Source organism: Mesorhizobium sp. M7A.F.Ca.CA.001.10.2.1 (assembly GCF_003998575.1).
GTDB lineage: Bacteria > Pseudomonadota > Alphaproteobacteria > Rhizobiales > Rhizobiaceae > Mesorhizobium.
Window position 1 is genome coordinate 1 of record NZ_RZQY01001170.1, and the last position, 846, is coordinate 846.

The 846-nt window shown below is 61.8% G+C and carries 1 protein-coding gene and 1 pseudogene; both read left to right on the forward strand.

Annotated features, from left to right (window positions below; translation table 11 throughout):
* Window positions 1-186 (forward strand): annotated as a pseudogene (locus tag EN964_RS35925) (ABC transporter permease); the annotation flags it as partial.
* Window positions 187-251: 65 nt separating this feature from the next.
* On the forward strand, window positions 252-846 hold a 595-nt coding region (locus EN964_RS35930), incomplete at its 3' end, for a substrate-binding domain-containing protein (protein WP_164776521.1).

Here is an 846-nt window from a genome sequence, read left to right on the forward strand (position 1 = left end):
GGCGGGGTGCGCAACGTATTGGTGGGGGCGGCGCTGATCGGCATCCTGCTCAACGCCATGACCATCATCGACATCCCGCTGCTCTACCAGAACCTGATCAAGGCCGCGATCCTGCTCGGCGCCATCATCGTCGACGGCATCATCAACCCACGTGACGAACAGACCGCCCAGCAGGGTGACATTTAGTACCTGAACTGCGGCGGACGGTTGGGGCCGGCCGCTGATAACAAAACCAAACCAGAGGATGTGACATGAAACTGATCAGAACACTCATGGCAGCGGCCACGGCGCTTGCCGTTACCGCCTTCGTGGCGCCAACCTTTGCCGCCGACGATCCTGGCCCGGCGGCTTACGCACAGGCGCTCAAGGGCAAGCGCGTCATGCTGGTGCCGATGGCGATGGGTTTCGACCTGGCACAGGGCTGGACGCATTTCCTGAAGAAGGAAGTCGAAGCCTGGGGCGGCACCTTCGAGACACGCGATCCGAACTGGGTCGTCGACGCCGGCGCGCAAGCGATCACCGACGCGATCTCGTCGGACACCAGGCCGGATGTGCTGATCATCCATTCGCCGGACCTCAATTCCTATGCCAAGCTGATGAAGAAGGCGCAAGCCGCCGGCACCTATGTGATTTTGGTCGACAATCCGGCCAATTTCCCCGCCGACGCCTTTGTCGGCAGCGACTGGGACCGGCTCGGCCAGCTCGAGGCCGAAGCGGCGATCAAGGGCTGCGGACCGAACTCCTCCAAGAAGCTCGGTTTGGTGCAAGGCGACCAGGCCAATTCGTCGAGCCTCTACCAATATGCCGGCATCATGAAGGTGCTGGACAAGAACCCCGACTTCAAGG